The sequence below is a fragment of the Burkholderia sp. Z1 genome (assembly GCF_014893795.1).
Lineage (GTDB): Bacteria > Pseudomonadota > Gammaproteobacteria > Burkholderiales > Burkholderiaceae > Burkholderia > Burkholderia theae.
The window spans coordinates 560,319-585,993 of sequence record NZ_JACFYL010000002.1 but is presented as its reverse complement, the minus strand read 5'-3'; the positions used below and the strand labels follow the sequence as shown (position 1 = coordinate 585,993).

Sequence of the window (25,675 nt, the reverse complement as noted above, 5' to 3'; positions counted from 1 at the left end):
ACATGGATTACCGCTATCTCGGGCGCAGCGCGCTGAAGGTGTCGCCGCTGTGCCTCGGCGCAATGATGTTCGGCGGCGAGACCGACGAAGCGACGTCGGCGCGCATCATCGACAAGGCGTTCGACCAGGGCGTCAATTTCATCGACACGGCCGACGTCTATCACGCCGGTCGTTCTGAAACGGTCGTCGGCCGCGCGATTGCGCCGCGTCGCGACAGTTGGGTCGTCGCGACGAAGTTCGGCTATCCGGCCGGACCGGACGCGGGGCCGAACCGGCAAGGCCAGTCGCGCAAATGGATCGTCGAATCGGTCGACGCGAGCCTGAAGCGGCTCGGCACCGATTACATCGACATCCTCTATTTCCATCGCGCGCTGACCGATGCGCCGCTCGACGAAGGCATGCGCGCGGTGGCCGACCTGATCCGACAAGGCAAGGTGCGCTACTTCGGGCTGTCGAACTTCAAGGGCTGGCGCATTGCCGAGATCGTGCGGCTCGCGGACCAGCTCGGCATCGATCGTCCTGTCGCGAGCGAACCGCTGTACAACCTCGTCGATCGCACGGCCGAGGTCGAACAGCTTCCGGCCGCCGCGCACTACGGAATCGGCGTCGTGCCGTACAGCCCGCTCGCGCGCGGCGTGCTGACCGGCAAATACGCGGTGGATACGCAGCCGCCCGCCGATTCGCGCGCGGGCCGCGGCGACCGGCGTATCCAGCAAACGGAATGGCGACCCGAATCGTTGCACATCGCGCAGCAGGTCGCCGCGCATGCGGCCGCGCGCGGCACGACGTCGGTCGCGTTCGCGCTCGCGTGGGTGATGAAGAACCGCATCGTCAGCTCGACGATCGCGGGGCCGCGCACCGAAGCGCACTGGGACAGCTACATCGATGCGCTGACGCTCGAACTCGGCCCCGACGACGAACGGTTCGTCGATTCGCTCGTGCCGCCCGGACACGCGTCGACGCACGGCTATACCGATCCCAGTTATCCGGTCGAAGGCCGCAAGGTCTGAAGTTCGGACGGGATGAAGGACTGACATGCCGGGCCGCATGCCCGGCATGAAGATGAACGCACGTCGCCCGACGCGCGCAAAAACGGCAGCGGCGGAATCAGTTGCCGCTTGCCGCGTCGGCGCCGACCACGCGATCGAAGCATTCCTGCGCACGCGCCAGCTCGTCGAGCGCGCGATCGAGGCGCGACATTGCACGTGCGTATTCGACCGACGAGACGTCGTCGTCACTCTCGCCGCGCACCGCGCGAAACGCCAGATCGACGTTGCGCGTCGCTTCGACGAAGCGTTGCGCGGCCCGGGCTTCCTGCGAACAGATGTGGGTCGACATCGACACTTCTCCTACAGGGTTGCAGTGTGAAGCAAGCCGACGCTCAGTGTGCGTGGTGCGCATGTCGGCGGCGTGAACCACGGCGCATCGATTGTCGATGCATCGGCCGCTGCGCAGCGCGCTTCGTGCCGATTGTCCCTCCGCACTCGCCGCTCCGCTATGGCGAGATTGCAACAAATTCTTGCGCGACCTTCTCCGCGCTTGCCGTCACGCGCGCCCGATGCGCGGGTGTGCAAGGCCGCCGAACGCAGTGGGCTCACCCGGCGACAGGTCGAACAGGTCGCCCGTGAGATCACGCGGATGCTCGACCGCCGGCCGGCTGCGCAAGCGCGCCGCATGCGTGGGCGCGACATACGCGGCCGCGGTTTCGAGCGGCGGCACGTCGAACAGATCGCGCGTGACGCCGCGCACGGCGTCCGTCGGCGAACGGCCGCGCAACCGCGCGACGAGTTCGACAAAACGATCGAAATCACCCGCGCGCGTCGCCTTGTTCACTTCGGCGAGATCGCGCGCCTTCAGCACGCACGGCTGCGCAAGCCGCACGAAATACGGTGCTTCGAGCTCGACCGACAGCGCGAGCGGATAGCTCTTGCCCGTCTGCTCCTTCGCACGCCCGACGCAATCTACGACGGCCGCGCCCTGTGCGGCGCCCAGCGGCTTGCCGGTGCTCACGCTGCGCAGGTGGTCGGGATACACGCGCAGTTGCGTGCCGACCGTCAGCGCGGTGGATGACGCGCACACGAGCGCGTAGTGCTGTTCGCGACGCCGACCCGACGGCAGCGTCGATCGGCTCGCGATGAACGTGTGCGGCGGCAGCGGCCGCACCTGCCCGTTCGCATCGACCCATGCATTCCACAACAGCGCGTCCTTGCGCTCGCCCGCGCGCGGGCGCGACGCGACCGGCGAGAACAGCGCGAGCAGCGAGCCCGTGCGATGCGCGGCGACTTGCGCGCTGCTGCCGAGCGGCTGGTTGATGCCCCACAGAAAACGCCCGCCCCCGAGCCGGCGCTCCCATTCCTTGCGGAGCACGACGGTCGGCAGTTCCTCGCCGGACTCGGTACCGATCTTGGTCCAGCAGAACGTGGGTGGGAGGTGTTTCAGTGTCATCAACTTTCTCGGGATACAGCCTCGCTGGTGACAGCAAGCCCATTCAACAGCCGTAACTGTATAGGTATAATGCATCGCATGGAAGCCCCGGACCAAGATTTTCCCGTTCAAGACCTGTTGCGCCGCCTGATGGCAGATACACGCTCGTCCAGCGAAATCGCGCGACTTTCCGGGGTCAGCCAGCCAACCGTGTCGCGGCTGCGGCTGTCAAACGGGCATCGGCTGCGTCGCAGCGCGCCATTCAATAAGCTATGCAGTTTCTATGGCGTCGATACGGAGCCATCGCGTCGTCGTTATAACGACCTGCTGCGCGACGCGATCGTCGACGCATGGGACGGCTCCGACGAGCACGGGCGTGCGTTGCTGGTCGTGATTCAGGGGTTGAAGGGGCTGCAGGCGAAGGCCGACGACGGGTAACAACGTGGAAGTGGCGCATGACACGCGGCGTGCGACCCGTGCACCGCCGCGGCAAAAAACGGGAAGACCGACAAGAAAGAAAAGTAGAAGTCGCACCCATCCACACGATCAACCGGGGCCGCCCGGTTTCGATCGGCGAGCATCTGCCGTTGCGCCGGATGCATACTCCCCAGCTACACGCATGCAAGGAAACACCGAGAACTGGTTTTCCGTCGTCGCTGCTGAATGACCGTTGCGGCAGCATCTTTTTGCTGCACCTGCGCTTCGCCCGAGCCCCGATATGCAGCGTTCGCCAAGGATGACGAATGACTTACATCATCGTTTCCCGCTTATTAAAAATACCCGCCGAAGCGATTATCTAAACTTTTTAGACCTAATCAAAAAAAGTTTGACGCACCGTTTTCTTTCTTGCTATCTTTCCCCGCAAGAAAACCCGTCGCGCAATCGAATCCGCATCAAGAAATCAACGGCCCGACAAACAGCTTCCGTTTTAATTACGCCTCACGAGGACAGTAGCTGATTCGTAATCCGTATCATCTGCTCGCAATACACAGTCCCCGCTTCACCGGTCATCCCGTTCCGCCGCAGGCGGAAGAGGCCGACATCGACATCTCCCACGGCTGACCGGGATATTCGATCTCGCTCCCGGCACCTCACACGGAACACGCGCACCTCGCTTTCGAACGACAATGCAGCACCCGCTTATCCGGATTTTATATATTGGATTCCTAATTAAGTGATAACGCATTGAAGCAGCCGTCGCAGCAGATTGATGAGAACGAGATGGTCGGGCCGCGACGCCGTGGATGCGTTGCGGCCCGACACGATAGAGGGCCGTGCGCGGGATCGACGCTCGCAATGGGCGAGTCCGATGCCCCGACCGGCCTCCGGTCTTGATGGTGGGAGGGGGAGGAAAACTTATGTCGCCGTGAATCTTGCTGGTCGGTCTGGTCTTGCGTCAGGTTGCATCCGCCGCCCCATCGCTACCCGCGATCCGGGCCGCGCGCTGCACCGGTTCTTCGTCGAAATCCCGGAGCTCACAATGCAGAGAACTCAGCACATCAAACGCACACTCTCGCAACGCTTTGCCCTCGCCGCGCTGCCGCTCGCGGTAGCCGCCACACTGGCGCCGCTGCCCGCCCAGGCAGCGACCAACTGGGTCCCGACCCGCACCACCGCTTTCCTGCTGTCGAATGCACCCGCCGCGGCGGCTTCGACTGCTTCGCAGGCACAGCCCGCGTACTCGCTCAACAGCATCGGCACGCCGGCGCTCGCCGACACGCACGTGACGCCGCTCGAACTGAGCCAGCCGCTGCATGTCACCGTGGTGCTGAAGCACCGCAATACCGATCAGCTCGACGCGTTCCTGCACGACGTCAACCAGCCGGGCAGCGCGAGTTATCACAAGTACCTCACGCCGGCCCAGTTCAAGGCACGCTTCGCGCCGACCGACGCGCAGGTCGCGGCCGTGGTGGCGCATCTGAAGGCGAACGGTTTCAGCAACATCTCGGTGTCGGCGAACAACACGCTGGTCTCCGCCGACGGCAACGCGGGCAATGCACAAAACGGCTTCCAGGCCAGCATCAAGCGCTTCAACTATCGCGGCAAGCCGGTCTTCGCGAACGATTCGGCCGCGCTGATCCCCGCGTCGCTCGGCTCGATCGTCGATTCGGTGCTCGGTCTGCAGAACGCCGCCGTGCCGCACCGCCTGCTTCACCGCTTCGCGCCGGCCGCCGCGATCGAACCGAACAAGATCTCGAAGAACGCGACCGCCGCTTCGCAGCAAGTCGGCCACCAGCCGACCGATTTCGCGAAGATCTATGACGCAAGCGGCCTGCCCGCCGCGACCAACACCACGGTGGGCATCATCACCTGGGGCGACATGACCCAGACCATTGCCGACCTGAACACCTTCACGCAGAACGCCGGCCTGGCGACCGTCAACACGGCGGTGGTCGCCGGCGGGTCCGGCACGCTGGCCGACGACGGCGATCCGGGCGAATGGGATCTCGACAGCCAGGACATCATCGGCACCTCCGGCGGCGTCAAGCAGCTGATCTTCTATTCCGCCGTGAACGGCGACAGCAGCGACAGCGGCCTGACCGACGCGACGCTGACGGACGCCTACAACAAGGCGGTGACCGACAACAAGGCGACCGTCATCAACGTGTCGCTCGGCCTCGACGAAACCGCCGCCAATTCCGACGGCTCGCTCGCCGCCGACGACGCGGTGTTCAAGCAGGCCGTCGCGCAAGGCCAGGTCTTCTCGGTCTCGGCCGGCGACGCGGGCGTCTATCAATGGTCGACGTCGCCGCAAGGCGCGCCCGGCTACATCGGCACGTACAACGGCACTTCGGTCAGGACGACGATCAACCTGTCCAAGTACAGCGTGTCGTCGCCCGCCAGCTCGCCGTACGTCGTCGCGGTCGGCGGCACGACGCTGTCGACCACCGGCACCACGACGTGGGCCGGCGAAACCGTGTGGAACGAAGGCGTCGCGTATGCGGATCTCGACAGCAACGGCAACCCGGTCGACAACGCGGTGCGGATCTGGGCGACGGGCGGCGGCGTGAGCGCGTTCGAAGCCGCGCCGAGCTGGCAGACCGCCGCGCTCGGCAGCACGGTGACGAAGCGCGTGGTGCCGGACGTCGCGTTCGACGCCGCGCAGTCGACGGGCGCGTATATCGTCATCAACGGGCAGACCAACCAGCTCGTCGGCGGTACGAGCCTCGCGTCGCCGATCTTCGTCGGCGGCTGGGCGCGGGTCGAATCGGCGAACAACAACAGCCTCGGCCTGCCGACGTCGGCGTTCTATCAGAACTTCCCGACCAATACGTCGCTGCTCCACGACGTGACATCGGGCAACAACGGGTATAGCAGCCACGGCTATACCGCGAAGGCCGGCTGGGACGACGATACGGGCTTCGGCAGCCTGGACTTCGCGAAGGTCAGCGCGAGTTCGGCCAAGTAAGCAAGACCCCGGCGCGATGCGGTGCGGCGAAGCTGCCGCATCGCGTCGCGCGCGCCTACTGCTCCAGCCCCACCGCCAGCGGCCGCTGATCGCTGCGGCCATGATCGTCGACCACCCGCACCGTATAACTGCCGGCCGTCTGCGGCTGCCAGAACAGCGCTTCGCCCGGCGTGCTGCGGCCGACATACGCGTCGTTGACGAACCAGTACAGCGCATGCGCGCTCGCGTCGACCGTCGCGTTGAACGCGATGCGCGTCTCGTCCGTGCTCTTCACGCGCATCGCATACGTGCTGCCGCGCAGCGGCGACGTGATGCGCGGCGGATCGCCGTCGACCTGCCCCGCATCGCGGCAGTCCGCGTTCTGCGGCGGCCGCCGGCGCGGAATGCCGGCCTGCGCGAACACCTGCTGCAAATCCGATGGCCAGAACTCGAAGATCTCCGTATGCGTGCGCTTGCCGTCATACGGCGGGCATGCGGCCTTCCCCGTCGCGTCGTCGATCACGACGGGCCGGTGCACGGTGCTCACGCGGATCGGCGACGTGCCCGGAATGAACCACGTCCAGCCTTGCTGCGGGCACCACTCGTTCGGCAGGTCGCCGCTCGCGAGGCAGATGCGCACGCGCTTCAGGTGCGGCGGCACCGCGCGCGGCGGCTCGACGAGCGTACGCTCGGCGTTCAGCGCATCGACGATCTGGAAGAACAGCGGCGCGGCCGCGTCGACGCCGACGAACGCCGTATTGGTCGAATTGTCGAAGTTGCCGACCCAGACGACCAGCACATACGGGCCGAACCCGCCGGCCGTCCACGCATCGCGGAACGACCATGACGTGCCGGTCTTCCAATAAACCGGCACGCTCGACGGCTGCGCGCCGCTCGTCTCGTCGGGACGCAGGTGTTGGCGCAGCATGTCCATCGTCATGTAGCTCGCCTCCGCGCTCAGCAGGCGCCGGCCGGGCGCGGCCGGCTCGTCCGCGCGCAGCCGCAGCGGCCTGAACTCGCCGCGATTCGCGAGCATCGCGTAGAGCGCCGCGAGATCCTGCATCGTCACTTCGCCGCCGCCGAGCACCAGCGCGAGCCCGTAGTGCTGCGCGCTCGCGAGCCGGCGCACGCCGGCTTCCTGCAGGAAACGGTAGAGATCGGGCGACTTGAGCTGCGACGCGACCCACACGGCCGGCACGTTGCGGCTGCGGTTCAGCGCGTCGGTCGCGGTGATCGGCCCGAGGAAATGGCCGTCGAAATTCTCCGGCGCATACGGGCCGAACGCGGTCGGCACGTCGCGTAGCACCGTCTGCGGATGCAGCACGCCCTGGTCGAAGCCGAGCGCATAGATGAACGGCTTGAGCGTCGAACCCGGCGAGCGCCGCGCGAGCGTGCCGTTCACCTGCCCGTCGATCGTGCGATCGAAGAAGTTTGCGGAACCGACGAGCGCCTTCACGCCCATGTCGCGCGTATCGACGAGCAGCGCGGCCGCGTTGCGCACGCCGCGCGTGTCGTTGCGCGCAACGTAGCGCGCGATCTGCCGTTCGAGCGTGCGCTGCAGATCGAGATCGAGCGTCGTCACGAGCCGCGCGCCGGCGTCGTGCTCGTCATCGGCAGCACCCAATGTCGTGCGCCACGCGCTGCGCGCGGCGAGCGCCTGGTCGACCGCGTGCGGCGCGTCGAACGGCAGCGCGGACAGCGGCCGCATCGCGAGCGGCAACGCGAACAGCGGCCTGAGCGACGCATCGTCCGGATGCTGCGCCAGCCAGCGCGCGTACAACCGGTTGCGCGACGCGGCCAGCGCGCGGTTGATCGCGTCCTGCCCGCCGCGCACGCGCCGCGCCGGGTCCTGCGGAATCACCGCGAGCGCGAGCGCCTCGGGCAGCGTCAGCGCGTCGGGCATCCGGTCGAAATAGACGACGCTCGCGGTGCCCGCGCCTTCGACGTTACGGCCGTACGGCGCGTCGTTCAGATACGCCTCGAGAATCTGCCGCTTCGAGTAGAACAGTTCGAGCTGCACCGCGCGTGCGACCTGCTCGAGCTTGCCGGCCGGCGTGCGCGTGTTCAGCCGCCACAGCGAGCGCGCGAGCTGCATCGTCAGCGTCGAGCCGCCCTGCGGATTGCCGCCGCGTACGTACGTGATCCACGCGCCACGTGCGAGCCCGTACGGATTGAAACCCGGATGCCACCAGAACCAGCGGTCCTCGTGCAGCATCACGGCCTCGACGAGCTGCGGCGACATCCGGTCGAGCGGCACCCACAGCCGGTAGCGGTCGTCCTTCGCGAGCGTCAGGCGCAGCAGCCGGCCCTGCGCATCGACCACCGCGACCGACGTCGGTTTCCAGTCGCGCAGCGGCGGATGCGGCCACAACCGGCACGCGGCCAGCACGCCGAACACGAGCAGCGCGCCGGCGACCCAGTTCTGCCAGCGATGCAGCCAGCGCCCGGCGCCGTGCAGTGCGCGCCGGAGCCCGGATACGTCAGCCATGCGCGGGCGCTCCGGCTGCCCGGCACGGCCGGTGCCGCCGCCCCGTCATCGCACGCGCTCCACCGTCAGCGCCGCGCCGCCCGGTGCCTGCGCCTGCACGCGGCGGTCGTACATCGACTCGCCGTACGCGGGCGGCGCGACGAAGCGGCCCGCGTTGCTCGCCTTGATCCGGTAGACGAACTCTCGCACGTCGGTCGTCGCGGTGCCGTAGATCACCACGCGGTCCTCGCGCACGTCCGCGAACTGCGGTTGCCACGTCGACCCCGTCACGCCGATCGGCGAACGCCAAGGCGCATCGGCCACCGGCGTCGACGCACCGCCGTCCCCGCTGTCGCCGTCCTGCGTGTCGGTCGCGGGCGGCGGTGCGATCACCGGATCGAAGCCGCCGGGCAGCAGGTCGACGATCGCGATGTTGCCGACGTTCGCCGAGCCGGTCGCACGGATCTTCAGGTGCACGTCGATCTCCTGGCCGAGCGTGATCTTGTCGAGCGGCTTGCCGTTCGTGTCGGTGTAGTCGCGCACGATCTCCAGCCCGTTCTTGATCGCCTTCGTCGACGTGCCGCGATCGTAGCCCGACTGGCTCGCGACCCACCACGCGGGCAGCGCGCTGCCGTTCACGAAATCGACGCGCGACGCGCCGGCCGCCCACGTGCCCGAACGCACGAGGTTCGCCTGGATCGACGACACGTCCTTAGCCGCAGCACCCGCGCGCACCTCGTCGATCGCGAGCTGGTCGAGCTGCCCCGCGTTCGACGCCGCATACGCATCGAGCGCGAGGATCGTCATCGCCGACGACAGCGTGTTGTAGCGGTTGTCGACCAGCGGCGCGGCGATGTTGTCCATCGCGCGCGGCGACAGCTTGCGCACGCGCTCGGGGAAGTGCTTCGCGAGCAGGTACAGCACGCTCGCATCGCGCGTCAGCGGATCGATGTAGTAGCCCGTCACGTAATCGCCGCCGGACGCGCGCTTGCGTTCGAGCAACGCCTGCGGCCCGGCGATCAGCGCGGCGGCCTCCTTGTCCTGCTTCAGCAGTTGGTACGACGCGGCGAGCCATGCGGCCGCAAGATCGTTCTTCCAATCGTTCGGATACGCATCCTGCAGGCGCTTCTGCACGGCCGCGAGGCTGTTGGTCGTCACGTTGCCCTGGCGCGTCAGCAGGTACACCGCATACGCGCGCTGCCGCAGCAGGTCGAGCGAGCCGAGCGAATCGTTCGCCGCGAGCTTCTGCAGATACGCGTTGCCCGCGTCGAGCATGTCCTTCGGCACGGCCATCCCGCGCTCGCGCGCATCGAGCAGCACGTGCATCGCGTACGCGGACACGAACGAATCGGCATCGGGTGTCGCGCTCCACAAACCGAAGCCGCCCTGCGCGTTCTGCCGGCTGCGCAGCACGCCGAGGAACTGCGCGATTGCCGCCGCGTTCGCCGCGTCGGCGCCGCCTTCGGGCGCATGCATCGCGCTCGTCAGCGCCCGCACCGACAGCCACTTCGACGCGAACACGCGCGGCACGACCGCGCTCACCATCTGCTCGCTGCAGTAGTGGTCGAAGTTGACGAGATACGACGACAACCCCTCCGACAGCACGAGCGGCGCGGTCGAGATGCTCGCATCGCGCGACGCATACGCGTCGTACATCGGCCGCAGGTTCGGCACGCTCGCCTTCTTGCCCGGGTCGAGCCGCGCGATGTCGAGCTGTGTGCGGAACGCGGCGGCCGGCCGTACCGACACGTCGACGCGCTGCTGCGCGCCCTTCGTGCCGTAGCGCGCGCCGAACGACAGCGCGCCCGAGCCGAGCGTGTCGGTCGCCTTCACGCGGAACAGCGCGACGCCCTCGTGTTGCGGCGCGAGCGCGACGTTCTGCGTCGCCGGCCCGATCACCTGCAACTGCGGGCCCGTCTTCAGCGTGACCGCGACCGGCACCGGCTGGTTGCCGACGCCCGTCAGGTTGTTCGCGACGCCGACGCTGACGTCGGCCTCGTCACCCGGCGCAAGCGTCGTCGGCACGTTCGGCGACAGCACGAAATCGCCGCGCACCGTCGTCGCGCCTTCGAACGTGCCGACCAGGTCCGGCGACACCGACACAGCCATCACGCGCAGCTTGCCGTTGAAGTAGTCGGGCACCGTGTAGCTCAGGCGCGTGTCGCCGTTCACGTCGACGATCCCCGACCAGTAGACGACCGGCTTGTCGCGCTTGCGCTTGAACGGGTTCAACTGGCGGCCGATCGCGTCGTCGGCGTCGCCGCCGGGCGCGGCCATCGCCATCAGCTTCTCGAAGTCCGGCAGGATCAGGTCGAGGATCTGCGAAGTGCCGACTTCGAGCATCCGCTTGCGGAAGAAGAACTTCAGCGGATCGCCGAGCTTGTAGCGCGCGACCTGCAGGATGCCTTCGTCGACTGCGAACACGACGACCTTCGCGGGCTTCGCCGAATGCACGGTGAAGGTGGCCGTATCGCCCGGCTTCACGAGCGCGGGCGCGTCGACCGTCAGTGCGTTGCGGCGCGCGTCGAGGTTCACCGAGAACGGCACGACGCCGTAGCTCAGCGGGCTCATGAAGATCTCGTCCGACGACGGATCGCGGATGTATTGCACGTTGATGTAGCCGTTGCCTTCGAAGCCGGCCGGCACCGTGATGTGCTGGATCGAGCTCGTCGTGTCCGCATGGAACCATGCGTGCGCATACACCTTGTCGCGCTCGATCGTGATCAGGCCGCTGCCCGCGTAAGGCGCGCGGATCGCGATCTCGACCTGCTCGCCCGGCTTGTAGTCGTGCTTCGCGAGGCTCACCTGCAGCTCGGCGTTGCGGTCGAGCGAGCGCGTGACGTTCGCGTCGCCCGTGACCGAATACTCGATCCGGTTCACCGCGGTGCCATCCGCGCCGCGGATCACGAGCGCATAGCTGCCCGGCTTGTCGGTGCGCAGCGTGAAGTCGAGCCCGGCCGCCGGAATCGTCAGCGGCTTCTCGTCGACCGGCACTTCCTTCAGCCGCGAGTCGTATTTGTACGCGCCGGAATCCTGCTTGGTCAGCACCGACACGTAACGCTCCTCGACGAGCTGCGCGCGCAGGTCCTTCACGTCGATCGCCTTCGCACCCGGATCGATCGCGACGAGCCGCACCGTGCGCGGGCTGCCGCGCTTCACGTAGCCGAGATCGTCGGCCGACTTGTAGCCGACGAGCCAGTCGTTGTTCGACACGAGCGCTTGCGCGTTCGCGGCGACGTTGCGCCCGCCTTCCGCTTCATACGCCTTCGCCTGGAAGTAGACCTGATAGGTCGCGTCCGCGTACTTGTCGAGATCGAGGTCGAACTCGGCATGACCCTTGTCGTCGGTCGTGCCGTCCTGCAGCGTCGTCGTATAGCCCTCCTTCGCGCGCCGCGCGTCGAAGAAGTGATAGCCCTGCCAGCTGCGGAACGACGGCCACACGGGGCGCAGCGTCAACGTCGCCGCGACGCGGCGTTTCTCGGCCGGCGTGCCGAACAGGTTCTGCGCATCGACGATGCCCTTCAGCCCCTTCGGCTTCACCCACCCTTCGACGACCTGCTGCGACAGTTTTGCGTCGACCTTCATCCGGTCGGGCAGGAACTCCTTCACCTGCACCGTCGTGCTGCCGATCGGCTCGGCACCCGGCTGGCCGTCCTTGACGATGTACAGGTTGACCGTCCAGGTGCCGGTCGACGCCGTTTCGGCCGTCGTATAACCGAGCTCGGTGAAGCCCGTCGCGTCGACGGATACCGGCTTGCGCTCGACGGTGATCCCGCGCGGGTCGACGATTTCCGCCTGCAGCGGTACGCCGGCCGGGCTGCGTGCCCAGCTCGCCGCACGCACGATCAGGCCGATGTGGAACGGATCGCCGGGCCGGTACAGCCCGCGATCCGAGAACAGGTACGCGGACAGCTGCCCCTGGCCCGTCGCGTTGCGTTCGCCGTCGACGTCGAAGCGCGAGAAGTCGAGCTGGCGGTCGCGGCCGGCCACCGGCAGGAACGACAGGTCGGTGTCCTTCTTCACGACATACAGTTGCGGACGCTTCTCGCGGTCGAGCCCCTTGAACGCGGGGAAATGCACGACGCCGTCGGCGCCGGTGGTCTGCGTGAACAGCGCCTGGCCGTTCACCGCGAGCACCGACACGGTTGCGCCCGCAACCGGTCGGCCGTTGCGGATCGACTGGATGAACACGTCCTGGCTGCCGTCCAGCGCGCGCTTGACCAGCATCCCGAGATCGGTCACGACGATCAGGCGCGTGTCGCCGAGCGCGTTGTCGCTGTCGTCGCCGTTGCCGCTGTTGTTGCTGTCGCCCGAATCGGCGTTGTCGGACTGATCCTGGCTGCTGTCGTCGGACGACGCATCGCCGTCCTTCGCATCGTCGGCTTTCTTCTTCTCGGCGGCCGGATCGTACTTCGACAGGTGCAGCAGGAACACGCCGCGCTTGCCGCCCTTCAGGTACTGGCCGAGATCGACGCCTTCGTAATGCGCCTTGCCGGGGTCGCCGGCCGGGAACGCACGCGTCTGCACGAAGCGCTCGACGATGTGGTCCTCGCTGAACGAGTACGACAGCTCGGGCCGCGCATACGTGCCGTTGTTGAAGCTCACGAGATGCTGGAGCTGGTCGGGCAGCACGCGGCCAATCTCGACCTTCATCCCCGGCAGGTTGCGCGACACGACCGACAGCCGCTTGCTGCCGCTCATCGACAGCAACGAGCCGTCGGCCATGAAACGCAGCAGCTTCGGATAGTCGGGCACCGTGAACGCGGTCGTCACCGGCGCGCCGAGCAGGTAGCCGCCCGCGGACTTCAGGTCGCCCTCGAAACGCACGACGATACGGTCGCCCGGCGTCGCGTGATACTTGAAGCTCTGCAGCGTCGCGAAGTCGTTCTCGGTCGGCACCGCTTCGAGCGACAGCGGCTTCGACTGCTTCAGCACCGCATCGCTGATGTCGGCCACGTTCCATTCGTACGGCGGATCGTCGTCAGACTGATCGACGCCCGGCTTGCGCTTCGGCAGCACCCACGCCTTCGCGCGCGCGGCGAGATCGGCGCTGCGCACGCCGTCGGACGTTTCCGCGACGAGCACCTGTTCGGGTTCGTAGCGCTCGTTGTCGACGAGCGTCGGCGCGACGTTGGCGATCGACAGGCTGTAGAGCCCCGGCACGCCGACCGATGCGTGCAGCACGGCCGGCGTGCCGTCGCCGCCGCGCGCGCTCTTCACGCCCTTGTCGACGTCGAGCCGCACCGTCAGCGGATCGCGCGGAATCTCGAGCGGCTGCGAGTAGACCCACGCGCTCGTCTTCATCTTGTCGTAGTTGACCGTGTAGCGCAGCGGCGTTGCGGTCTTGCCGTCGCGGGCGACCAGCACGAGGCCGATGCGCTTCTCGAGCTCGGCCGGATCGACCGGATAGTTGAAGCGCAGCTGCAGCAGCGCCTGCTTCTCCGCCGGATTGTCGGGGTTCTGGTAGAACTGGTTGTCGCCCGACGTCGCGGTGAACGCCGGCAGGTCGAACGCGAAATGGTCGTCACGCATCACCACCTGCGGCGCGAACACCTGATGCACCGCGAAGCGCACCTCGACGTGCGCGCCGACCGGCCAGTCGGCCGCCGGCGTGAAGCGCAGCGTCTTGTCGTCGGCCCATTCCCACGCGCCCTTGAGCGCGGGCGTCATCTCGATGCCCTGCCCGGCCGGCTTGCCGACGAGCTCGATCGGCGCGGCCGATTGCGCGAACGCCACTTCGAGCGGATGCACGGTGATCTTCGGCTTGCCGCTGTCGTCCGCCTCGTAGGTCGTGATCGCCGGCGCCTTCACGGTGAAGCCGACGGTCTGCGGCTCAGGGGGCTTCGGCCGATGCTTGAACCAGTATGCGCCGTACCCGAGCGCGGCCGCGAGCAGCACGATGCCGCCGGCATGCCATGGGCGGCGGCGCACGGCCGCGGCGGTCACGCCAGGCCACGCGGGCGCCGTCCACGACACGTCGCCGACCAGCGGCCGCAGCACGCGACCGAGCAGGCGCCAGACGAACCCGGCCGCGCGAATCGGCAGGAGCAGCAGGAAGCGCAGCAAATCCATTTTGTTATTTCCTTGTCAAGGACGTGCTGCCGGCTGCGGCGACGTACCCCGAGATTTATTGGTCTGTGGCGGCGCGGCCCTGGTTGCGCCGTGAATGCTTGGAATGTTTTGTTCGACCGGATGCTGGGCGCCATTATCGACCAGAGGCGAAACGATGGAAATATCGGTGTGCGGGCGTGCAACGCCGGCCGATGACCGGCCGGTCGGGCGGCATTTCATCCGCGTCCCGGCCTCTGCACGCGGCCGCGCCGCGTTCGCTAGAATGCGCGGCTCGACAGGGATCGAATCGAAATGAAAGGAAACCGCTTGAAACTCCCGTTCGAATGGCAGATCGGGCTGCGCTATGCGCGCGGCGGCCGGCGTTCGGCCGGCGACGGCTTCGTGTCGTTCATCGCCGGCGCCGCGATGGCCGGCATCGCGCTCGGCGTCGCCGCGCTGATCGTCGTGCTGTCGGTGATGAACGGTTTTCGCACCGAAGTGCGCGACCGGATGCTGTCGGTGCTCGCACATGTGGAAATCTTCTCGCCGTCCGGCGCGATGCCCGACTGGCGGCTCACCGCGCACGAATCGCTGCGGAACCCCGCCGTGCGCGCCGTCGCGCCCTATGTCGACGCGCAGGCGCTGCTGACGAACGCGGGCAGCGTGACGGGCGTCGCGCTGCGCGGTATCGATCCGGTGCTCGAGCCGCGTGTGTCCGAGATCGCGCGCAAACTGAAGACCGGGCGCCTCGACGCGCTCGTGCCGGGCGAGATGGGCATCGTGCTCGGCGCGGCGCTGGCCAACGCGCTGCACGTGAAGATCGGCGACCGCATCACGTTCTTCGCGCCCGGCAACAGCGCGCGCATCGGCGACGCGCTGCCGCGGTTCCGCCAGTTCAACGTGGTCGGCACGTTCGAGTCGGGTCACTATCAATACGACAGCGCACTCGCGTACATCCACATCCGCGACGCGCAGACGCTGTTCAACGCACCCGCGCCGACCGGCATCCGGCTGCGGCTCGACGATCTCCAGCGCGCCCCCGAAATCGCAATGGCGCTGTCGCGCACGCTGTCGGGCGATCTCTATATCCGCGACTGGACGCGGCAGAACCGCACATGGTTCGAAGCCGAGCGGCTGCAGAAGCGCATGCTGTCGCTGATCCTGATGCTGATCGTCGCGGTCGCCGCGTTCAATCTGGTGTCGTCGCTCGTGATGACCGTCACGCAGAAGCAGGGCGACATCGCGATCCTGCGCACGCTCGGTGCGCCGCCCGGGTCGATCACGAAGATCTTCGCGATCCAGGGGATGACGATCGGCCTCGCCGGCACGCTGGCGGGCGTCGCGTTCGGCTGCGCGATCGCGGTGAGCATCCCGTGGGTACTGCCGGCGATCGAGCAGTTGCTCGGCATCCGCTTCCTGACGCCGTCCGTGTATTTCCTCAGCTCGCTGCCGTCGAAGCTCGCGGCGAGCGACGTGATCGAGATCGCCGCGGCCGCGTTCCTGATGTCGTGCGTCGCGACGCTCTACCCGAGCTGGCGCGCCGCGCGGGTGCGGCCGGCCGAAGCGCTGCGCGACGAATAGGCGCGACGGCCGGTGCGGCGTTACGCGATCTCGTGGAAACCGACGCTGTTGCTGCCGTTCAGGATGTCTTCGAACGCGCCGCCCAGGCCGACGTCGATCAGGTTCGCGCGCCTGCCGTACGTCTTCTGACCTGCATCGTCGACGAAAACCGCCGCGCCCGACGACAACTGACGATCGGTATCCAGCAACGCGAGCGTGCCGCGCGCGCTGCCGGCCGACTGCTCGAACTTCAGCCGCGCGCCATCCTGCGTGGTGAAATGCCCGCCGATCTCTTCGAACTTCTGGTTGCGCGCGACGGACGCGTTGATCTCGCTCATGAAGTGGAAGTCCGCATCGGCGCGCTGGCTGGCCACCTTGCGATCGTCGTCCGTGAACGTGTCGCCCACCGCGGCAGCGCCCTGCTCGGCGAAGTCGACGGCCTGCTCGTGAAAGTCGCGTGTCGCGAGCACGAGGCCCGCGTTCGCGTTCAGCGTCGACTCCACCCACGCGCGATCGCTTTCCGTCATCGTCTTCGACACGACCTTGATCCGGCCGTTGTCGGTCATGAAATCGAACTGCGCGTCGGCCAGATCCGGACGCTTCGCGATGATCTCGTGCATGCTCGTCGCCAGCTGGCTGGTGACGCCGCGCAGCTTCGTCGTCAGGTCGCCCAGGATCGACATCTGCTTCATGCGCGCCGCCTGCATCGCTTCCTGATCGAGTGCCCGGATCACAAGCGGCAGGTCCTCCGGTTTCCCGGACGCCGTGTCCGCCTGCTGGCGCCCATCGAGCGCCGCCGCCTGCGCCATCTGCGCGAGCGAAAGGCCGCCCGCCGCCGTGACCGAAATCGTCATTGCCCTCTCTCTCCTTTCAGACTGTTTTTTATTGTTTACGGACCGATTTCGGCGAAATTGAGACCGATGCCGCCCGGATCGTCGACGACGTGCGATACGCGATTAGAAACTTTGTTTGATACAAACTAAAAAAGTTTGACACCAAGATTTCACTGAGATAAGTTTGCGCAAGCTTCCGGAAAGAAAACCGGCCAGCCACGCCGACGTGCGTCGCGCTTTCCTGCCGTTGCAGCACCGCTGTTCGCAACATCCCCGCCTCATCGCATCGTGCCGTTCCGTTTCATCTGAAACCTGAAGGAAGGTCGGGCATGCCTGCATTTGATTCGTACTCCTGCATTCGCGTCATGCCATCGGCATGGCTTCGATCGCGCGGCCCGAACCCGCTGCCGCGCTGACGCTTTCCGGTCGGGGCAATGCGATTGCCCCGGCGCTCGCCGGGTTGCGCGCCGCGTGACGCGCGTCGACACCGGCCGTGACACCCGGGCATGTCGCCCGGCGCTTTCGAAGGTGCAGTTCCGCTTCATCCGACGCAGCACCCGGCCAGGCCGCAGGGGGCATATCGCGAGCCGGCCGGTTCACGACAATCACGAACAAGAACGAGGTCGAAATGAACATTCATCGAACCGGATTGCGGCGCGCGTGGCTTCCCGCGCTCGTTGCGGCCGCAACGCTCGCCGCCTGCGGCGGCGACGACGGCGGCAGCGTGGCGGGCGCCTCCGCGCTTGCGCAGGGCCAACAGGAGGGGGCCGCCGCATCGGCGGCTGACAAGCAGTCGCTGGCGTCACGCGTTTCGCCGTCCGGCGTCCCGTACGCCAACTCGGCCAGCGGCGGGCGCTACCGGCCCGTGATCGCGAACGGCCAGGTGCAGCCGTCGCTGTCGGGCGGCACGATCGAGGAGAACGCGTGGGTCGACACGCCGGTCGATTCCGACGGCGACGGCACGCGCGACCGCATCCACGTGCGCATCGTGCGCCCGGCCGAAACCGCGAATGGCGCACGCACGCCCGTCATCGTGCTCGCGAGCCCGTACTACGCCGGGCTTGCCGACAGCCCCGACCACAACGTCGACGTCGAGCTCGACGGCACGCCGCATCCGGCCGCGAACGCATCCGCGTCCGGATCCGCATCGGCGTCCGCGCGCATCATGGCTGCCGCGCCGCAGGTGCGAATGCTGCAACAGGTCGAAGCCGCCGCCGCCGGGCGCTCGTGGATCGAAAGCTACTTCGTGCCGCGCGGCTTCACGATCGTTTATGCGGATTCGCTCGGCACCGCCGGCTCGGACGGCTGCCCGACGATCCTGACGCGCGACGAATCGGTCGCGATGGCGTCGGTGATCCGCTGGCTCGGCCGCGATGCGACCGCGAAGGACGCGAACGGCAAGACGGTCGTCGCGAACTGGTCGACGGGCCACGTCGGCATGTACGGCGTGTCGTACGACGGCACGCTGCCGAAGATGGTCGCGAGCCTGCGCACGCGCGGGCTCGACGCGATCGTGCCGGTCGCCGGGTTGACGAACATGTACGGCTACTACCGCTCGGGCGGGCTCGTGCGTGCGCCGGAGGGCTATCAGGGCGAGGACGTCGACGTCTATATCAAGGCGTTGCTGACGAACGCGCACCCGGAGCGCTGCACGCATCTGATCGATGAAGCGTTGCAGCAGGAAGACCGCAAGACCGGCGACTATTCGCCGTTCTGGGCCGCGCGCGACATCCCGACCGCGTTCGCGGTCGCGCCGGCGCTCGTCGCGCAGGGGCTGACCGACGACAACGTGCGCGTTGACCAGTCGACCTCGTGGTATCTCGCGATGCGGCGCCAGGGCGTGCCGACGCAGCTGTGGCTGCACCGCCTGAAGCACACCGATCCGTCACGCGTGCCGGCGATGGCCGACGCATGGACCGCGGAGGTGAACCGGTGGTTTACGCGCTACCTGATCGGCTATGACAACGGCGTCGAACACGATCCGCGCGCGGTGATCGAGCAGGCGGACGGCAAGCTGCTGAAGGAAGCGGACTGGGCCGCACGTCATGCCACGCCGGTCACGTATTTCGCGGGCGGCGACGGCACGGGCACCGGCACGCTGCTGCGGATGCCGACCGGCGGCCCGCTCGCACGCTTCACCGACGATGCGCGCATTACCGCGCTCACGCTGGCGAACGCGCCGACCGGCGAAAACCGCAGCCGCTTCGAGACCGCGCCGCTCACGGCCGCGACGCGGCTGTCCGGCGCCGCGACCGCACGCGTCAGGCTGACCTTCACGGGTGTGGCCAACGTGACGGCGTTGCTCGTCGACCGCGCGCCGGACGGCACGGCCACGATCGTCACGCGCGCATGGACCGACCCGCGCAACCGCTTGTCCGACTGGCTGTCGGAACCCGTGCTGCCCGGGATGCCGTACGACCTGAAGCTGACGTTCATGCCGCGCGACTACAAGCTGGAGGCCGGCCACCGGCTGAGCCTCGTCGTCCTCTCGAGCGACAACGAGGCGACGCTGCGGCCGACGCCGGGCACGGGCCTGACGCTCGATCCGGCCGGCACGTCGGTCACGGTGCCGCTCGCGTCGGTTTCGTCCTGAGCGCGCTCGCGTGACTCAACGCGGACGGCGACCGGCGTCTTCTCGACGTCGGTCGCCGTCCGCATCGCGTGATCGCCGCAAGACTTGATTCAACCGCGACTCAAACGGGTGTCAGCACCGGCTGCCCCGCGAAATGCCGCGCCGCGTTGTCGAGAAACTGCTGCACCGAACGATCGAGCGCCTCGGGCGACCAGCCGCCCATGTGCGGCGTCAGCACGACGCTGTCGAGATCCGTCAGCGCGCGCGGCGGCTCGGGTTCGCCTTCATACACGTCGAGCCCGGCACCCGCGATGCGCCCTTCGCGCAGCGCATCCGCCAAAGCAGCGGTATCGACGACGCTGCCACGCGACACGTTGACGAGAAAACCGCCGGGGCCGAGCGCATCGAGCACCGCGCGATCGATCAGGTGCCGCGTGTCCGCGCCGCCCGGCGTCGCGACGATCAGGAAATCGGCCCACTGCGCGAGCGCGTCGATCCGGTCGAAATAGCGGTAAGGAACGGGCTTCGCCGACCGGTTGTGATAACCGATCTCGATGTCGAAGCCGGCCGCACGGCGCGCGCACTTCTCGCCGATCTTGCCGAGCCCGACGATGCCGAGCTTCTTGCCCGACACGTTCGGCGGCATCGGCAACCCCTCACGCCACACGCCCGCGCGGGTTTTCGCGTCGAGCCGCACGACGCCGCGCACCGCCGCGAGCAGCAGCGCGAACGCGTGATCGGCGACGCAATCGTCGTTGGTGCCCGCACCCGTGACCACGGTGATGCCGCGCGCCTTCGCATGCGCGACGTCGATGTGCTCGTAGCCGGCGCCCAGCGCGCTGACGAACGTCAGTTGCGGGAGCCGATCGATCTCGGCAGCGGCCAGGCCCGTGCTGCCGTTGGTCAGCACCGCGCGAATCGTGCCGCCGGATTCGGCGATCGCGCGTTCGCGCTCCTCGGGGGTCGGGGCATAACGCACGTCGAACGACGCGGCGATCTCGCGATGCGCGTCGCCGCGCAATGCGATGAGGACCAGCAACTCGGGCTTCATGGCAGGAAGTGTCCGCAGGCGGGAATGGATTTCAGTGTAGCAAGCCCGCGTGACGGATGCGGGTTATCCCCACACGGGCTGTGGACGCGCCGCCGCACGCGGTTTGCCAAAGCCCGTTCAGTCAAGTAACTTTCGGCCTACGCCCCCGCTCTGGAGATTGGCCAATGAAGCTCGCCCTGCCCGCCCGGATCCTGGGCCTCGCGCTCGCCGCCGCCCTCGTCGCGCCCGGCGCGCACGCCGACACGCCCGTCGTGGTGTCGTCGAAGATCGACACCGAAGGCAACCTGCTCGGCAACATCATCGCGCAGGTGCTGAAGGCCCACGGCATCGCCGTCACCGAAAAGATCGCGCTCGGCGCGACGCCGATCGTGCGCAAGGCGCTCACGAGCGGCGAGATCGACATCTACCCCGAATACACGGGCAACGCCGCGTTCTTCTTCAACAAGGCCGACGATCCCGTGTGGAAGGACGCCGCGAAGAGCTACGACACCGCGAAGCAGCTCGACTACGCGGCGAACCATCTCGTCTGGCTCGCGCCGGCGCCCGCGAACAATACGTGGGGCGTCGCCGTGCTCGCGCCCGTCGCACAATCGCAGCATCTGAAGACCTTCTCCGATTTCGGCAAGTGGGTCGCGGGCGGCGGCAAGGTGAAGCTCGCCGCGTCGGCCGAATTCGTGAACAGCGCGTCCGCGCTCCCGTCATTCGAGAAGGCTTATGGCTTCAAGCTGAAGCCCGAGCAGCTCGTCGTGCTGTCCGGCGGCGACACGGCCGCGACGATCAAGGCCGCCGCGAACCAGACCGACGGCGTGAACGCCGCGATGGTCTACGGCACCGACGGCGGCATCGCGTCGAGCGGCCTCGCGGTGCTCGACGACGACAAGCACGTGCAGCCCGTCTATGCGCCGACGCCCGTGATCCGCGAAGCCGTGCTGAAAGCGCATCCGCAGATCGCCGACTACCTGAAGCCGGTGTTCGCGAGCCTCGACCTGAAGACGCTGCAGTCGCTGAACGCGCGTATCCAGATCAACGGCGAGCCGGCAGCCGGCGTCGCGAAAAACTATCTGAAATCGAAGGGCTTCGTTAAATGACCGATCGCGCGGCGGCGTCCGCGCGGCGCGTGACACTCGACAAGGTCGGCATCCTGATCGGTGTCCTGACGATCGTCGCCGTGCTCGGCCTGCCGTTCGCGGTGCTGCGGCCGAACCGGATCGCGGCCGGCACCGACCTGTCGCTGTTCGCCGCGCTGCCCGCCATGCAGGGTGCAGCGCTCGCCGCGCTGTGGATCGTCGGCGCGCTGTGGACGATGACGGCAAGCCGCCCCGCGTGGCGGCTCGCGGCCGGCTGCACGTGGCTCGCGACGCTCGCTTATGCGGTCGGTGCGATCGCGACGCACGTCGTGGCACCCGACGACACGCTTGCGCGCGTGTCGCCCGCCGCCGGGGTCTGGCTGCTGCTGTTCGCGTGGGCGGTGCTCGTCGCCGACGCGCTCGCGCGGCTCTCGTTCGGTCCGTGGCGGCGGCTCGTCGCGCTCGTCGTCGCGATTGCCGCGATATCCGCGCCGCTTGCGAGCGGCTGGTGGGACGGCCTCTCCGTGATGCGCGAATACGCGGTGCGCAGCGACGATTTCTGGAACGAGGCGATCCGGCACGTGTCGCTCGCGGGCGGCTCCGTTGCGGCCGCACTCGTCGCGGGCGTGCCGCTCGGCATCGCTTGCGCACGCGTCGCGGCGGTGCGGACCGTCGCGATGCCCGTGCTCAATATCGTGCAGACGATTCCCAGCATCGCGATGTACGGGCTGATGATGGCACCGCTCGGCGTGCTCGCCGCACACGTGCCGCTCGCGGCCGCGCTCGGCATCCGCGGCATCGGCGTCGCGCCGGCAGTGCTCGCGCTGTTCCTGTATTCGCTGCTGCCGATCGCGTCGAGCGTCGTGGTCGGGCTCGAACAAGTGCCGCCGCACGTGACCGAAGCGGCGCGCGCGATGGGCATGACACGCGCGCAGCGGCTGCTGCGTGTCGATCTCGTGCTCGCGCTGCCGGTGATCCTGAGCGGCGTGCGCATCGTGCTCGTACAGAACATCGGTTTGACCGCGGTCGCCGCGCTGATCGGCGGCGGCGGCTTCGGTACCTTCATTTTCCAGGGGATCGGGCAATCGGCCGCCGATCTCGTGCTGCTCGGCGCGATCCCGACGATCGCGCTCGCACTGGCGGCGGCCGTAGTTTTTGAAGCCGCGACGTCGCTCGCGAAGGGACGTGCAGGATGATCGAGATCGAACGTGCGGGCAAACGCTTCGGCGACGTCGTCGCCGTCGACGACGTCTCGCTGACGATCAAACGCGGCACGATCACCGCGCTCGTCGGCGCATCGGGCAGCGGCAAGTCGACGCTGCTGCGCATGATCAACCGGCTGATCGCACCGACCAGCGGCACGATCCGCATCGACGGCGTCGATACGGCGACCGTCGCGCCCGAGCAGCTGCGGCGCGGCATCGGCTACGCGATCCAGGGCCACGGGCTGTTTCCGCACTGGAGCGTCGCGCGCAACATCGCGACCGTGCCGCGCCTGCTCGGCTGGCCGTCGGATCGCATCGGCGCGCGCGTGAACGAGCTGCTCGAACTGTTCCATCTCGCGCCGGCCGAATTCGCGGACAAGCTGCCGCACGAACTGTCCGGCGGCCAGCAACAGCGCGTCGGCGTCGCGCGCGCGCTCGCGGCCGAGCCCGCGATGCTGCTGATGGACGAGCCGTTCGGCGCGCTCGACCCGATCATTCGCGGCAAGGCGCAGGACGACCTGTTCGCGTTGCAGCGCCGCCTCGGCATCACGGTCGTGATCGTCACGCACGATATCGAGGAAGCGCTGAAGCTCGGCGACACGATCGCGGTGATGGACGGCGGACGGCTGCTGCAGGTCGCGTCGCCGGCCGAGATTCTCGGCAAGCCGACGGCCGGCGTCGTCGAGCAGCTCGTCGCGGGCGTCGACCGGCCGCTGCGCCTGCTTGCGCTGACACCGATCGACGCGGTGGCCGAACCCGGCCATGCCGACGGTGAACCGATCGCCGCGACGCGCACGCTGCGCGATGCGGTGTCCGAACTGTTGTGGCGCGGCGTCGATGCGCTGCCGGTCGACGATGTCGACGGCCGCAACGAACCCGGCGCGCGCCGCATCACGCTCGATGCGATCCGCGCGCACGCGCGGAAGCCCGCATGACGGCGCGCGGCGTGCGGCCGACGCGCTCGGCGTTTCCCGCCTACGCGGCCCGCGCGGCCGCGTTCGCGCTGCTGCTCGTGCTGCTGTTGCGCCCCGTGTGGCTGCAGGGCCTCTTCGCACCGTTCGCCGACAACGGCGCGCCCGTCATCTACGATCGCGCGAGCCTGCTCGACCTCACGCTCGCGCATCTCGGTACGGTCGCGCTGTCGAGCCTGATCGGCACGATCGTCGCGGTCACCGCCGGGATCTTCGTCACGCGGCCGTCCGGCGCGGATTTCCTGCCGGTCGCGCGCAGCGTCGTCGATATCGGCCAGACCTTCCCGCCGGTCGCCGTGCTCGCGCTCGCGGTGCCGGCCGTCGGTTTCGGCTTGAAGCCGGTGCTGATCGCGCTCGTTCTGTACGGACTCCTGCCCGTTTTCGAAAGCACGATCGCCGGGCTCGAAGACGTGCCGCGCGACGTCGTCGACGCCGCGCGCGGAATGGGGATGAGCGGCTGGCAGCAACTGGTGTCGGTTGAACTGCCGCTCGCGTTTCCGGTGATCGTCAACGGGATCCGGCTCGCGGTCGTGATCAATCTCGGCACCGCGACGATCGGCTCGACGGTCGCCGCGCGCGGGCTCGGCGACGTGATCATCGCGGGCCTGCAGACGTCGAATACCGCGTTCGTGCTGCAGGGCGGCCTGATCGTCGGGCTGCTTGCGGTGCTGGTCAGCGATGCGATCGGCGCGATTGCGCGGGTGGCGACCGCGCGGCGCGCGTAAGGTTTGCGGTGCAGCACACTTTAAGCGTGTGTTAAAAAACGTCAGCGCGCGATCGCGTGGCGTTTATCCGGACTACGATGCGTGTCCGCGCAACGATCGCCCCATCGAATCGTTGTGCACCGAAACAAGCCTACATGCCGCTTTCATTCGAGCCGGCGTTCGACAACCCGTGGCCATTGGCCGATATACTATGCGCCTCCCATTTCCCCGCACTTCACCATGCGACGGTTTCTCTCGCTAATCGTGCTTTCGTTCGGCATCGCGCAACAGGCATCGGCGCAACAAGCTCCCGCGCTGCCTGCGTCCGCGCCCGAAGCGATTGCATCGGCACCGGCCGTCGCATCCGCGCCGCTCGCCAACGCCAACGATCAGCCGAACGAAGCAAACCGTCGCATCACGTCCTACCTGACGAAGAAATTCGGTGTCGCGAAGGAACGAGCCGCGAAGCTCGCCGATATCGTGAGCGTCACAGCGACGAAATATTCGCTGCCGCCGGCACTCGTTTACGCCATCATCTCGATCGAATCGCGCTTCCAGGAAAAGGCACGCGGCCAGCATGGCGCGACGGGGCTGATGCAGGTCGTGCCGGCCGCGCACCGCGGCCTGCTGCGCAACGTGAAGGACCTGACGGAGCCGAACGCGAACGTCGAAGCCGGGTCCGCGATCCTGTCGGGCTACGTAAGGGCGGCCGGCGGCAACGTGCAGGCCGGGCTGAAGAGTTATGGCGGTTCGAATGCGTATGCGGCGAAGGTGATGCAGCGCGTCGATTCGTTCCGGTTCGTGCTCGAACCCGACGATGCGAAAACCGCGAACGACACGAAGGCGCGGATGGTGCCGGTCAACGACACGTCGTCGACATCGACGTCGGCTCGCAACACGCAGTAGGCGCGAGCGAGCACGCCCTCCCTTGCGACTTGTCCTGCACATGCGCGACGCAATCCGGCACGCTGCCCGCCTTCTCGTCGTCGCCGCGCTCGCGAGCGGCGCTGCCTCCGCGATCGCCGCGGTCGATTGCGAACAGCAGGGGTCGACGATGGACGCGGTGCGAAACTGCATCCTCGACAACAACAATCAGGAAGTGGAACGCGCGTACCGCACGCTCGAACGCAAGACCCGGCAACGCAACCCCGATGCGGCGAAACAGCTCGCGAAATCGCAGGCGAGCTGGCTCAGCTTCGCGAGCGACACCTGCAACTACGTCAAGGCCGCCAATCCGCAACAGATGATCCCGGACGACGCGTGGATGAACTGCTGGGTCGACTTCAGCCAGGCGCGCGTGCGCATCCTGAAGAAATGGGAAGCGCAGGGGGACGCGCCGCAACCGGCGCAGAAGTGAACGACGGACGAACGTCCGCACACCC

The 25,675-nt window shown here is 67.7% G+C and carries 18 protein-coding genes; 11 read left to right on the top strand and 7 right to left on the bottom strand.

All coding sequences use genetic code 11. The features are described from left to right. The first annotated feature begins 2 nt into the window (after nucleotides 1-2). Nucleotides 3-1,010 (top strand): aldo/keto reductase, encoded by a 1,008-nt coding sequence (locus H3H55_RS19675; protein WP_193099854.1) that lies wholly within the window; start codon nucleotides 3-5, stop codon nucleotides 1,008-1,010. A 97-nt stretch (nucleotides 1,011-1,107) separates the two neighbouring features. On the opposite strand, the gene H3H55_RS19670 is transcribed toward H3H55_RS19675, so the two are convergent. Further along, complete coding sequence (locus H3H55_RS19670; protein ID WP_193099853.1) at nucleotides 1,108-1,338, bottom strand: hypothetical protein; 231 nt, start codon at nucleotides 1,336-1,338, stop codon at nucleotides 1,108-1,110. A gap of 207 nt (nucleotides 1,339-1,545) precedes the next feature. Beyond that, the gene (locus H3H55_RS19665; RefSeq protein WP_129515685.1) at nucleotides 1,546-2,445 is read right to left on the bottom strand and encodes a hypothetical protein; all 900 of its coding nucleotides are present in this window, start codon (nucleotides 2,443-2,445) and stop codon (nucleotides 1,546-1,548) included. Nucleotides 2,446-2,523: 78 nt separating this feature from the next. Between H3H55_RS19665 and H3H55_RS19660 the strand changes: the two genes are divergently transcribed. After that, on the top strand, nucleotides 2,524-2,862 hold the full coding sequence (locus H3H55_RS19660; RefSeq protein ID WP_069617470.1) for a helix-turn-helix domain-containing protein: 339 nt from the start codon (nucleotides 2,524-2,526) through the stop codon (nucleotides 2,860-2,862). Between the two features lie 1,042 nt (nucleotides 2,863-3,904). After that, the gene (locus H3H55_RS19655) at nucleotides 3,905-5,833 is read left to right on the top strand and encodes a protease pro-enzyme activation domain-containing protein (protein ID WP_193099852.1); all 1,929 of its coding nucleotides are present in this window, start codon (nucleotides 3,905-3,907) and stop codon (nucleotides 5,831-5,833) included. A gap of 55 nt (nucleotides 5,834-5,888) precedes the next feature. Here H3H55_RS19655 and pbpC read toward each other — a convergent pair whose 3' ends face one another. Together pbpC and H3H55_RS19645 are read right to left on the bottom strand one after the other, a co-directional pair. Further along, entirely contained in the window at nucleotides 5,889-8,300 is a 2,412-nt protein-coding gene (gene pbpC, locus H3H55_RS19650; protein ID WP_193099851.1) for a penicillin-binding protein 1C, read from the bottom strand. Nucleotides 8,301-8,345: 45 nt separating this feature from the next. Then, nucleotides 8,346-14,351: an alpha-2-macroglobulin family protein gene (locus tag H3H55_RS19645; RefSeq protein ID WP_193099850.1), complete on the bottom strand. Its 6,006-nt coding sequence runs from the start codon at nucleotides 14,349-14,351 to the stop codon at nucleotides 8,346-8,348. 291 nt (nucleotides 14,352-14,642) lie between these two features. Between H3H55_RS19645 and H3H55_RS19640 the strand changes: the two genes are divergently transcribed. Then, the gene (locus H3H55_RS19640) at nucleotides 14,643-15,911 is read left to right on the top strand and encodes a lipoprotein-releasing ABC transporter permease subunit (RefSeq protein WP_193099849.1); all 1,269 of its coding nucleotides are present in this window, start codon (nucleotides 14,643-14,645) and stop codon (nucleotides 15,909-15,911) included. A 20-nt stretch (nucleotides 15,912-15,931) separates the two neighbouring features. On the opposite strand, the gene H3H55_RS19635 is transcribed toward H3H55_RS19640, so the two are convergent. Together H3H55_RS19635 and H3H55_RS19630 are read right to left on the bottom strand one after the other, a co-directional pair. Then, entirely contained in the window at nucleotides 15,932-16,744 is an 813-nt protein-coding gene (locus H3H55_RS19635; RefSeq protein ID WP_193099848.1) for a hypothetical protein, read from the bottom strand. A gap of 342 nt (nucleotides 16,745-17,086) precedes the next feature. Beyond that, nucleotides 17,087-17,359: a hypothetical protein gene (locus H3H55_RS19630; protein WP_193099847.1), complete on the bottom strand. Its 273-nt coding sequence runs from the start codon at nucleotides 17,357-17,359 to the stop codon at nucleotides 17,087-17,089. On the opposite strand from H3H55_RS19630, the gene H3H55_RS19625 reads away from it, so the two are divergent. After that, a complete protein-coding gene (locus tag H3H55_RS19625) occupies nucleotides 17,352-19,316 on the top strand; it encodes a Xaa-Pro dipeptidyl-peptidase (protein WP_193099846.1) in 1,965 nt (654 codons plus the stop codon). The genes H3H55_RS19630 and H3H55_RS19625 overlap by 8 nt on opposite strands. 100 nt (nucleotides 19,317-19,416) lie before the next feature. On the opposite strand, the gene H3H55_RS19620 is transcribed toward H3H55_RS19625, so the two are convergent. Beyond that, a complete protein-coding gene (locus H3H55_RS19620) occupies nucleotides 19,417-20,346 on the bottom strand; it encodes a 2-hydroxyacid dehydrogenase (protein WP_193099845.1) in 930 nt (309 codons plus the stop codon). A gap of 164 nt (nucleotides 20,347-20,510) precedes the next feature. Here H3H55_RS19620 and H3H55_RS19615 point away from each other — a divergent pair, with 164 nt between their 5' ends. From H3H55_RS19615 to H3H55_RS19590, 6 genes are all read left to right on the top strand, one after another. Next, a complete protein-coding gene (locus H3H55_RS19615) occupies nucleotides 20,511-21,434 on the top strand; it encodes an ABC transporter substrate-binding protein (protein WP_193099844.1) in 924 nt (307 codons plus the stop codon). After that, nucleotides 21,431-22,609 (top strand): ABC transporter permease, encoded by a 1,179-nt coding sequence (locus tag H3H55_RS19610; protein WP_129515695.1) that lies wholly within the window; start codon nucleotides 21,431-21,433, stop codon nucleotides 22,607-22,609. Before H3H55_RS19615 ends, H3H55_RS19610 begins: the two co-directional genes overlap by 4 nt. After that, nucleotides 22,606-23,553, top strand: coding sequence for an ABC transporter ATP-binding protein (locus H3H55_RS19605; RefSeq protein ID WP_193099843.1), 948 nt, complete (start codon nucleotides 22,606-22,608; stop codon nucleotides 23,551-23,553). Before H3H55_RS19610 ends, H3H55_RS19605 begins: the two co-directional genes overlap by 4 nt. Continuing rightward, nucleotides 23,550-24,314 (top strand): ABC transporter permease, encoded by a 765-nt coding sequence (locus H3H55_RS19600; protein ID WP_129515697.1) that lies wholly within the window; start codon nucleotides 23,550-23,552, stop codon nucleotides 24,312-24,314. Before H3H55_RS19605 ends, H3H55_RS19600 begins: the two co-directional genes overlap by 4 nt. A gap of 219 nt (nucleotides 24,315-24,533) precedes the next feature. Further along, the gene (locus H3H55_RS19595; RefSeq protein ID WP_193099842.1) at nucleotides 24,534-25,199 is read left to right on the top strand and encodes a lytic transglycosylase domain-containing protein; all 666 of its coding nucleotides are present in this window, start codon (nucleotides 24,534-24,536) and stop codon (nucleotides 25,197-25,199) included. Between the two features lie 40 nt (nucleotides 25,200-25,239). Next, nucleotides 25,240-25,650 carry a lysozyme inhibitor LprI family protein gene (locus tag H3H55_RS19590; protein WP_193099841.1) on the top strand — a complete coding sequence of 137 codons (411 nt, stop codon included), beginning with the start codon at nucleotides 25,240-25,242 and terminating at the stop codon, nucleotides 25,648-25,650. Nucleotides 25,651-25,675 lie beyond the last annotated feature (25 nt).

Coding starts and splice junctions, on each gene's coding strand:
- H3H55_RS19675 (WP_193099854.1), top strand. CDS start 3: ATGGATTACCGCTATCTCGGGCGCAGCGCGCTGAAGGTGTCGCCGCTG.
- H3H55_RS19670 (WP_193099853.1), bottom strand. CDS start 1,338: ATGTCGACCCACATCTGTTCGCAGGAAGCCCGGGCCGCGCAACGCTTC.
- H3H55_RS19665 (WP_129515685.1), bottom strand. CDS start 2,445: ATGACACTGAAACACCTCCCACCCACGTTCTGCTGGACCAAGATCGGT.
- H3H55_RS19660 (WP_069617470.1), top strand. CDS start 2,524: ATGGAAGCCCCGGACCAAGATTTTCCCGTTCAAGACCTGTTGCGCCGC.
- H3H55_RS19655 (WP_193099852.1), top strand. CDS start 3,905: ATGCAGAGAACTCAGCACATCAAACGCACACTCTCGCAACGCTTTGCC.
- pbpC (WP_193099851.1), bottom strand. CDS start 8,300: ATGGCTGACGTATCCGGGCTCCGGCGCGCACTGCACGGCGCCGGGCGC.
- H3H55_RS19645 (WP_193099850.1), bottom strand. CDS start 14,351: ATGGATTTGCTGCGCTTCCTGCTGCTCCTGCCGATTCGCGCGGCCGGG.
- H3H55_RS19640 (WP_193099849.1), top strand. CDS start 14,643: ATGAAAGGAAACCGCTTGAAACTCCCGTTCGAATGGCAGATCGGGCTG.
- H3H55_RS19635 (WP_193099848.1), bottom strand. CDS start 16,744: ATGACGATTTCGGTCACGGCGGCGGGCGGCCTTTCGCTCGCGCAGATG.
- H3H55_RS19625 (WP_193099846.1), top strand. CDS start 17,352: ATGAACATTCATCGAACCGGATTGCGGCGCGCGTGGCTTCCCGCGCTC.
- H3H55_RS19630 (WP_193099847.1), bottom strand. CDS start 17,359: ATGTTCATTTCGACCTCGTTCTTGTTCGTGATTGTCGTGAACCGGCCG.
- H3H55_RS19620 (WP_193099845.1), bottom strand. CDS start 20,346: ATGAAGCCCGAGTTGCTGGTCCTCATCGCATTGCGCGGCGACGCGCAT.
- H3H55_RS19615 (WP_193099844.1), top strand. CDS start 20,511: ATGAAGCTCGCCCTGCCCGCCCGGATCCTGGGCCTCGCGCTCGCCGCC.
- H3H55_RS19610 (WP_129515695.1), top strand. CDS start 21,431: ATGACCGATCGCGCGGCGGCGTCCGCGCGGCGCGTGACACTCGACAAG.
- H3H55_RS19605 (WP_193099843.1), top strand. CDS start 22,606: ATGATCGAGATCGAACGTGCGGGCAAACGCTTCGGCGACGTCGTCGCC.
- H3H55_RS19600 (WP_129515697.1), top strand. CDS start 23,550: ATGACGGCGCGCGGCGTGCGGCCGACGCGCTCGGCGTTTCCCGCCTAC.
- H3H55_RS19595 (WP_193099842.1), top strand. CDS start 24,534: ATGCGACGGTTTCTCTCGCTAATCGTGCTTTCGTTCGGCATCGCGCAA.
- H3H55_RS19590 (WP_193099841.1), top strand. CDS start 25,240: ATGCGCGACGCAATCCGGCACGCTGCCCGCCTTCTCGTCGTCGCCGCG.